At 73.0% G+C, this 7,824-nt stretch carries 6 protein-coding genes and 1 pseudogene; 2 read left to right on the top strand and 5 right to left on the bottom strand.

The annotated features are described in order from the left end of the window. The 5 genes and pseudogenes from IO30_RS40810 to IO30_RS44830 form a co-directional block, all read right to left on the bottom strand. A pseudogene (locus IO30_RS40810) lies at nt 1-979 on the bottom strand (amidohydrolase family protein); the annotation flags it as partial. Beyond that, nucleotides 976-1,680 carry an urease subunit gamma gene (gene ureA, locus IO30_RS0125545; RefSeq protein WP_031146544.1) on the bottom strand — a complete coding sequence of 235 codons (705 nt, stop codon included), beginning with the start codon at nt 1,678-1,680 and terminating at the stop codon, nt 976-978. The pseudogene IO30_RS40810 and the gene ureA, both read right to left, overlap by 4 nt. 404 nt (nt 1,681-2,084) lie before the next feature. Beyond that, nucleotides 2,085-2,666, bottom strand: a complete 582-nt coding sequence (locus IO30_RS0125540) for a TetR/AcrR family transcriptional regulator (protein WP_031146542.1) — start codon at nt 2,664-2,666, stop codon at nt 2,085-2,087. 56 nt (nt 2,667-2,722) lie between these two features. Continuing rightward, entirely contained in the window at nt 2,723-3,901 is a 1,179-nt protein-coding gene (locus IO30_RS0125535) for an agmatine deiminase family protein (RefSeq protein ID WP_031146540.1), read from the bottom strand. 120 nt (nt 3,902-4,021) lie between these two features. Then, nucleotides 4,022-5,680 (bottom strand): serine/threonine-protein kinase, encoded by a 1,659-nt coding sequence (locus IO30_RS44830; protein WP_051902589.1) that lies wholly within the window; start codon nt 5,678-5,680, stop codon nt 4,022-4,024. Between the two features lie 112 nt (nt 5,681-5,792). Between IO30_RS44830 and IO30_RS0125525 the strand changes: the two genes are divergently transcribed. Both IO30_RS0125525 and IO30_RS0125520 read left to right on the top strand, forming a co-directional pair. Continuing rightward, nucleotides 5,793-6,392: a TetR/AcrR family transcriptional regulator gene (locus tag IO30_RS0125525; RefSeq protein WP_031146536.1), complete on the top strand. Its 600-nt coding sequence runs from the start codon at nt 5,793-5,795 to the stop codon at nt 6,390-6,392. Nucleotides 6,393-6,573: 181 nt separating this feature from the next. Continuing rightward, nucleotides 6,574-7,737: an agmatine deiminase family protein gene (locus IO30_RS0125520; RefSeq protein WP_031146535.1), complete on the top strand. Its 1,164-nt coding sequence runs from the start codon at nt 6,574-6,576 to the stop codon at nt 7,735-7,737. Nucleotides 7,738-7,824 lie beyond the last annotated feature (87 nt).

The raw sequence follows: 7,824 nt of genomic DNA, 5'->3' as shown, positions 1-7,824 counted from the left end.
GTCGTGCAGGACGTCCTCGGCCCCCATCGTCCCGGCCCGGATCCGGTCCCGGGCCATCGCCGCATCCCCCGGCAGGTCCGGCTTCAGGTCATGGACCGAAACGATCATGCCGTAGTGCTCGGCCACCGCGTCCCGCCCGAACGGCAGCGTCGGATTGGTGGAAGAACCGATCACATTCGGCACACCCGCCATCTTCAACACGTTCGGCACGTGACCGCCGCCGCAGCCCTCGATGTGGAAGGCATGGATCGTCCGCCCTGTGCAGGGCCACCTGCACGTCGTACTCCTCCGCCACCCGCAGCGCCGTGTCCAGCGCCCGCGTGTGCGCACCCATGTCCTCGTGCACCTTGAAACCGGAAGCACCACCCTCGGCGAGCGCCTCGACCAGCGGCGCCGCGTCCGAAGACGAACCCCGGGCCAGGAACCCGATGTTCACCGGCCACGCGTCGAAGGCGTTGAACCCGTGCTTCAGCGCCCACGGGGAGTTGACCCCCACACCCCAGCTCGGGCCGATCTCCTGGCCGATGATCGTGGTCACGCCGCTGGCGAGGGAAGCTTCCATGATCCGCGGGGAGAGCAGGTGCACGTGGGTGTCCACGGCGCCCGCGGTGGCGATCAGGCCCTCGCCCGAGATCATGGTCGTACCGGTGCCGACGACCACGTCGACCCCGATACCGATCGACACCTTCCGGATGCCCAGGACCGCATCGATCACCAGCACATTGCTGATCACGACGTCACAGGTCTCCCGGACCGCCGCCGCCTTCAGGTGCAGACCGTCACGCGCCGTCTTACCGAAACCCGCCAGGAACTCGTCGCCCGGCTTCTGCGCGTCGGACTCCACCCGCACGACCAGTCCCGAATCCCCGAGGCGCACCCGGTCCCCGGCCCTCGGACCGTGCACCGCCGCATACTCGTGCGGGTCGATATGCCGGCTGCCGGGGGCACAGTGGTCGCTGTGCCGGGTCGGCCTGCTCATGCCGGGGCTCCTTCCGAGGTGCCCGCGCCGAGGTAGCCGCAGGCTGCGGCCTTGCGGAGGGCTTCCTCCTGCATGCCGGGGGCATCGAGCGGGCCGTCGACCAGCCCGGCGAAGCCGATCGCGATGCGGTCGCCGCCGATCGGGACGAGGCCCACCTCGACGGTGGCACCGGAGTCGAAGCGGGTGGAGGACCCCGCGGGGACGGCCAGGCGCATCCCGTACGCGGCGACGCGGTCGAAGTCCAGGCGCGGGTTGGCCTCGAAGAAGTGGAAGTGCGAGGTCACGCTGATCGGGACCGTCGCGGTGTTGTGCACGGCGAGGACCAGGACGGGCGCGAGGGCCTCGACGGTGTCCGCGGCCGGCAGCACGGCGCCCGGCGCTCCCTCGTCACGGGGGTGCGCCCCGAAGGGCTCGCTGACGGCCGCGAGCCGGGTGCCGTCCTCGAACACCGCCTCGACCATCACCTCGGTCACGATGTCGGCGACGCCCGGCAGGACATCGTGCGGGCCGAGGACGGTACGGCCCCGTTCGAGGGCGTCCGCGAGGCGGAGGCCGTCGCGCGCCGCCTCGCAGACGGTGTCGGCGATCACGGCGGTCGCCTCCGGGACGTTGAGCTGCAGGCCCCGCGCGTGGCGGGTGCGGGCGAGCTGGGCGGCGGTGAACAGCAGGAGCCGGTCCCGTTCGGTGGGAGTCAGGGGCATGGCGCCCACCGGTATCCCACCCGGGCAGCCCGGCCTGTGCCGGGGTCTGCGGATTGGTTCGTGATCATCAGTTCCTCCGGAGGGCGGGCGAGGCGGGCCACGGGGGCCGGAACCCCGCCGCCCAGGTGCGCTGTGCGCAAAGGGGGGACGGGGGTGTCGCAACGAAGGACATGGCCGGATACGGCCGGTGCGGCGGTACAGGGAGGCGGGAGGCCTGCGGGGAGGGCCGGAGCGGGCCCTGAAGGCCGGCGGCGGCTCTGATCCCCACTCTGGCATTGACTGAAAATTCAGTCAATAGATGAGGCGGCGAAAGGTCCCGGCCACCGGGAAGAGTCCGGACGACGTCAGGGGACGGGCGCGCGTGGGCCCCGGCCGCCCCGCATCACGGGGGTCGGACGGGTGAGTCAGCTCTGCCGGAGCCCGGCCAGTTCTGCGTCGATGGCACCGCGCATGAGCTCGCGCGCGTGTCCGATCTTGGTGCCGCCGCTGAGCCAGCGCATGCTGAGGCCCTCCAGGAGGGCGGTGAGCCGTTCGGCGGCGGCGGCGAGCGACGAGGCCGGCGCCATCGGCTGGACCTGGCCCAGCAGGGCCGCGACCTCCTGGACCCACACCAGGGTGGCTCGGGCGAGGTCTTCGCGCAGCACCTCGTCGAACACGGCGCTGGCCCGCAGTTCACCCCAGGCCGAGCTGTTCTCCCGCACCTCCGCCGTGTCCTGGAGCTCCAGCAGGAGCGTTTCCTCCAGCTCCTCCCGAGGGGAGAGCGGCGGATCGTCCGGAGAGCGGTCGGTGGTGTAGCGCTCGGCGCGGTCGTTGATGAACTCGAGGGTCTGACGCAGGACCCCCGTACGGTCCTTGAAGTGGTAGTAGATCAGGGCGGTGGAGACGCCGGCTTCGGCCGCGAGCTCCTCCACGCGCAGCCCGCGGACCCCGCGCCGGGCGATCACCCGTGCGGCCGCTTCGAGGATCTGAGTGCTGCGAGACGCCATGCCCCGCACTTTACCGGCGCGTTCCGCGGCTTCCGGCCGCCGGGGCCCGGTGGACATCAGGCCGTCGGTGGTACGGCCGGGTGCGACTGGGTGGCGCAGTGGATGCCGCCGCCCCCGGCGGCGATGTTGTCGATGCCGATCCGGACCACCTGCCGGTCGGGGTAGGCGGCCTGCAGGACGTCGTGGGCCAGCGCGTCGGCACGGCCGTCGCCGAACTGCGGCACGAGAACCGCGCCGTTCGCCGTGTAGTAGTTGGTGTAGCTGGACAGGAACTCCGCTCCCCCGCCGCGGATGAGGCGGCGGTCGGGGCCCGTGAGTTCCGTGACGGCGAGCCTGCGGCCGCGGGCGTCGGTGGCGCTTTCCAGGATCCGCCTGGTCTCCTCGTAGACGGCGGTCCACTTGCGGTCCGCGCCGGCTCCGGGCTTGTCGAGGATGATCCGTCCCGGGGCGGTGAAGCGGGCCAGGCAGTCGATGTGGCAGTCGGTGATGTCCTGGCCGGCCAGACCCGGCACCCAGATGACCTTGTCGATGCCGAGCCCGGATTTCAGGGTCTGCTCCACCTGCTCCTGGCTCATGCCCGGATTGCGGTTGGCGTTCACCAGCGAGCTGACCGTGGCCAGCAGGGTCCCCTCGCCGTCGGTCTCCAGCGAGCCGCCCTCGCCGACGAACCCCGCCGGGATCCGGCGCACCCCGTACTCGTCGAGGAGGATCCCGGCCGCGGCAGCGTCGTTCGCGAACGGCTGCGCGTACGGCGTGCCGGTCTTGCCCCAGCCGTTGAAGCGGGTGTCCACCCCGGCGACGGCGCCCGGGCCCACGACGAAGGTGGGGCCGAAGTCCCGGATCCACAGGTCGTCGACGGGGATCTCGATGACGTCGACGGCGTGGCGGGCACCGCGCCCGCAGCGGTGGCGGGCATCGGCGGCCTGACCGGGGCGGGCCAGCATCACGACCGGCTCGAAGCGGGATATCTCGTACGCGACGTCGGCGATGTCGCCGCGTACCGCGTCGAGCTTGTCGCCCCACACCGAGGAGAGGGCGGGCCAGGCCATGTAGGTACGGACATGGCGGTCGGTCTCCGCCGGCATCCGCAGGACCGGGGAACCGTCGGCGGGGGCCGGGGCGGGGGCGGGGGCCGCGTTCACCGCGGAGGGGAGGACGGGGCCGAGGGCGACGAGCGGGAGCGCCGCCGCTCCGAGCCGGAGCAGTCGGCGGCGGGTGGCGCGGGGGGTGTCCATGGGATCTCCCTGAGGGGAAGGGGGCCGGATGACTCGGCATCCTTGCGCTAACTGAAAATTCAGTCAAGCCTTCGGATGCGGCCGGGAACACCGACGGCCCCCGCCCCAGGGCGAGGGGCCTCAGCTCCGGTGGTACAGATCCACGACGATCGTGACGGAGCCGTCGGCTGCCGCGCCGACGAGCCGGACGATCGCGATCTCGCTCCGGTCGGGACTGCGGACGCAGAACGGACGGCGCTTTTCGAGCGCCCCGAAGGGCAGGGCGGCGGCCGGACGCGTCTCGATGCCCCGCACGCAGCCCTCCGGGTCCAGCCCGTCGGAGTCGGACACGAAGGCGTCCGACTCCTCGGACGGCAGGAACTCCCGCCCGTCGGCCGCCAGGTACCAGGCGGCCGCCTCCGCGGGCACCACCTTCCCTGCCCTCAGGTCGAACTCGTAGCCGGAGCCGGGCGCGGTGAGCTCGGTCTGCACGTATCCGGGCCGGTACCCGTGGGCGGCCGTGGGCGGGGCCGGCCGGGGAGCGGGACCCTCGTCGCCGCCCGCCGTCCGCCCCGCGGGATCGTCCAGGTAGTACACGCCCGCGGCGCAGGCCAGCAGGGTGACGGCGACCGCCAGGACCGTCCGTGGCAGGCGTCGCCGCCGGCCGCGGTCAAGGGCCCGGCGCCCGGGAGCGGGCCCCGGTGCCGGGGCGGCGGGCTGCGGGGCTGCCGGGTACGAGGTCGTGGGCACCCGGTGCGGGGCGGCGGGAACGGGCGCCGGGAACGGGACCGCGGGCGCCGGGTGCGGAGCCGCGGGGGCCGGGGGCGGGGCCGCGGGGGCTGCTCCGGTCGCCTGGAGGTGTACCGGGGCGGGCGGGCCCTCCTCCCCCGGGACCTGGACCCCGACCTCGTCCCGGACAGGGCGGGGCAGCCAGCCGTCGGTGAACTCCGGCCGCGGACCCACGGCGGGGTGCGCGTGCACGAAGGCGATCAGCTGTGCGGTCGAGGGACGCTCCCCGGGATGTTTGGCCAGGCACCACGAGAGCAGGTCGTGCAGGTCAGGGGGTACGCGGCTGAGGTCGGGGTGCTCGTGCACCACCCGGTACAGGGCGCTGGACTCGGGCCCGTCCCCGAAGGGCGGGACCCCGCCCGCCACGTACCCGGCCAGCGCGCCGAGCGCGAAGACGTCGGTGGCCGGTGTCACCTGGTGGCCCAGCGCCTGCTCCGGTGCCATGAAGGCCGCGGTGCCGATCCGCAGCCCCGTACCGGTGAGGGCGGCGGCGTCCGCCGCGCGCGCGATGCCGAAGTCGATCACGCGAGGACCGTCGCCCGCGACCAGCACGTTGGCGGGCTTGAGGTCACGGTGGACGACGCCCGCCCGGTGGATGGCGTCGAGCGCCTCGGCGATGCCCGCGACGAGCAGCAGGACCGTGCGGGTCGGCAGCGGCCCGTGCCGTCGCACCACCTCGTGCAGCGAGGGACCGGGCACGTAGGCGGTGGCGAGCCACGGCGTGCGGTCGTCGACCCCGGAGTCGACCACCTGCGCGGTGAACAGCCCGTGGATCCGGCGGGCACTGGCCACCTCCTGGGCGAACCGCTCGCGGAACTCGGGATCCGCGGCGAACTCCCTGCGGACGGCCTTCAGCGCGATGGGGCGGCCACCGGGGGTGTGGGCCAGGTAGACCACTCCCATGCCGCCGGAGCCGAGCCGGGCGTGGAGGCGGTAGCCGCCGATCTCGTGGGGGTCGTCGGCGGTCAGCGCCGTGGGGCTGGACGGTACGCCGGGAAGTCGGTCGGACATGCGGTGGCTCTTTCGACGATGCGGCAACGGCCTGAACGCATCGTGCCGCTAACTAAATTTTCAGTCAATGTGTGACAATGCGAGACGCACACGACCGGGAAGGGAGCACACAGTGACCGACCGCAGAAGAGCGATCCTCACGAGCGCCGCGCGGGTCATCGCGCGTCAGGGAGTCCGGGGGCTCCGGGTGGCCGACCTGGCGGCCGAGGCCGGCGTGTCCACCGCCCTGATCTACTACCACTTCAAGGACCGGCCCGGCATCCTGCGGCACGCCCTGGCCTTCATCGGGGACCGGGCGGACCGCTACACCGCCACCGGGGACGGCGCGGCCGCCGCCCGCCCCTCCGACCCGCGGGAACTCCTGGAGCGGACCCTGCTGCTGGAGTTCCAGGACCTGCCCGAGGTCCGCGAGAACAGCACCGCCTGGGGCGAGCTGCGGGCCCACTCGGTCTTCGATCCGGAACTGCGCGACGAGCTCGCCGCGGCGGGCGCGGCCTGGGTGGCGGAGGTCGCGGGCCACCTCGCCGAGGTGTGCCCCGCCGCGCCGCCCGGCGCCGTCACGGCCGCCGCGGAGCGGCTGACGGCCCTGCTGGAGGGGCTCAGCGTCCGCTGGCTCAGCGGCCTGCTCCCCCTCGGACACGCCCACAGGCTGCTGCGCGAGGCGATCGGAGTCGAAATGGAGCGACTGGGTTGCCTCTCCTCTCCGAATTGACTGAATTTCCAGTCAGTGCCACAGTGGCGACACGAGGCCGCATCACTCTCCGTGCAGAGCGGCCGTTCGCGGTGCGGAGCGCGCACCCTTGTTACGTGGGGCCTGGTTTGCCCGCCTACGTCACATCTCGCGCCTGCCCTGGCCGGATGCACCTTCCGCCAGCCCACGATCGGAGTTCCCCGTGTCCTTCCTGCCCCCCACCCGTCGGACCGTCCTTCGTGCCCTCGCCGGTATCGGCGCCGTCTTCGCCGGCTCCTCGGCCTGCGGCCCCTCCGGGTCCGGAGCCCAGGCAGGCGCCACCCCCGGCTCCTCGCCGTCCGCCGCGGCCGACGGCAAGCGCCGCCTCGGCGCCGAGTGGGAGAGCCACACCCGCACCTTCATGGCCTGGCCCGCGCTGACCTCCGTCTGGGCGGAGGACCTGCGCTACGTACGCGAGGACATCGCGCGGATCGCCCGCGCCGTCGGGGAGTACGAGGCGGTCGTCATGATGGCCCGGCCCGATCAGGTGGACGCGGCCCAGCGGGCCTGCGGCAACCAGGTCGAGGTGATCCCGCTGGCCGTCGACGACCTCTGGGCGCGCGACACCGTTCCCGTCTTCGTCGAGGAGGGCGGCAAGGTCGTCGGCGTCGACTTCAACTTCAACGGCTGGGGCAACAAGCAGGAACACAAGAACGACGGTGCGGTCGGCCGCACCGTGCTCCAGAGGTACGGGATCCCCCGGGTCCAGGCGCCCCTCGTCGCCGAGGGCGGCTCCTTCGAGACCGACGGCGAGGGCACCCTGCTGATCACGGAGAGCTCGATCGTCAACGACAACCGCAACCGGGGCAAGAGCCGGGACGCCATCGAGGCGGAGCTCAAGCAGACCCTCGGCGTCGAGAAGGTCGTCTGGCTGGCCGGCGTGCGCGGCGAGGACATCACCGACGCCCACGTGGACAGCCTCGTACGGTTCACCGCCCCCGGCGTCGTCCTCCTGGACCGGGCGCACCCCTCCACCCCGGCCGACTCCTGGTCGCGCTCCGCCGACCAGGCGAAGTCCGTCCTGTCGAAGACGACGGACGCCCGCGGAAGGCGCTTCGAGGTCATCGACCTGCCGCAGCCCGACCTGGACCGGATCACGGGCGAGGGCGACGACTTCGTATCGACGTACGCCAACTTCTACGTGGCCAACGACGCCGTCTTCATGCCCAGGTTCGGGGACGGCAAGGCCGACGACCGGGCACGGGGCATCCTGCGGGAGCACTTCCCCAAGCGGGACGTCGTACCGGTCCAGATCGACACGATCGCCTCCGGCGGCGGCGGCATCCACTGCTCGACCCACGACCAGCCCGGCAAGCCCGCGGCCTGACCGCACACCCCTCGACCACGATGCGGCCCGGACCGGCGCGTACGGACCCGCCCCGCGGCGCACGCCCCGCGCCGCGCACGGACCGCC

It is taken from the genome of Streptomyces xanthophaeus, assembly GCF_000725805.1.
GTDB classification, from domain to species: Bacteria; Actinomycetota; Actinomycetes; order Streptomycetales; family Streptomycetaceae; genus Streptomyces; species Streptomyces xanthophaeus.
This window is presented reverse-complemented; position numbering and strand designations above follow the sequence as displayed.

Excerpts from the sequence above, each read along its gene's own strand:
- ureA (WP_031146544.1), bottom strand. The coding sequence starts at position 1,680 with ATGCCCCTGACTCCCACCGAACGGGACCGGCTCCTGCTGTTCACCGCC.
- IO30_RS0125540 (WP_031146542.1), bottom strand. The coding sequence starts at position 2,666 with ATGGCGTCTCGCAGCACTCAGATCCTCGAAGCGGCCGCACGGGTGATC.
- IO30_RS44830 (WP_051902589.1), bottom strand. The coding sequence starts at position 5,680 with ATGTCCGACCGACTTCCCGGCGTACCGTCCAGCCCCACGGCGCTGACC.
- IO30_RS0125535 (WP_031146540.1), bottom strand. The coding sequence starts at position 3,901 with ATGGACACCCCCCGCGCCACCCGCCGCCGACTGCTCCGGCTCGGAGCG.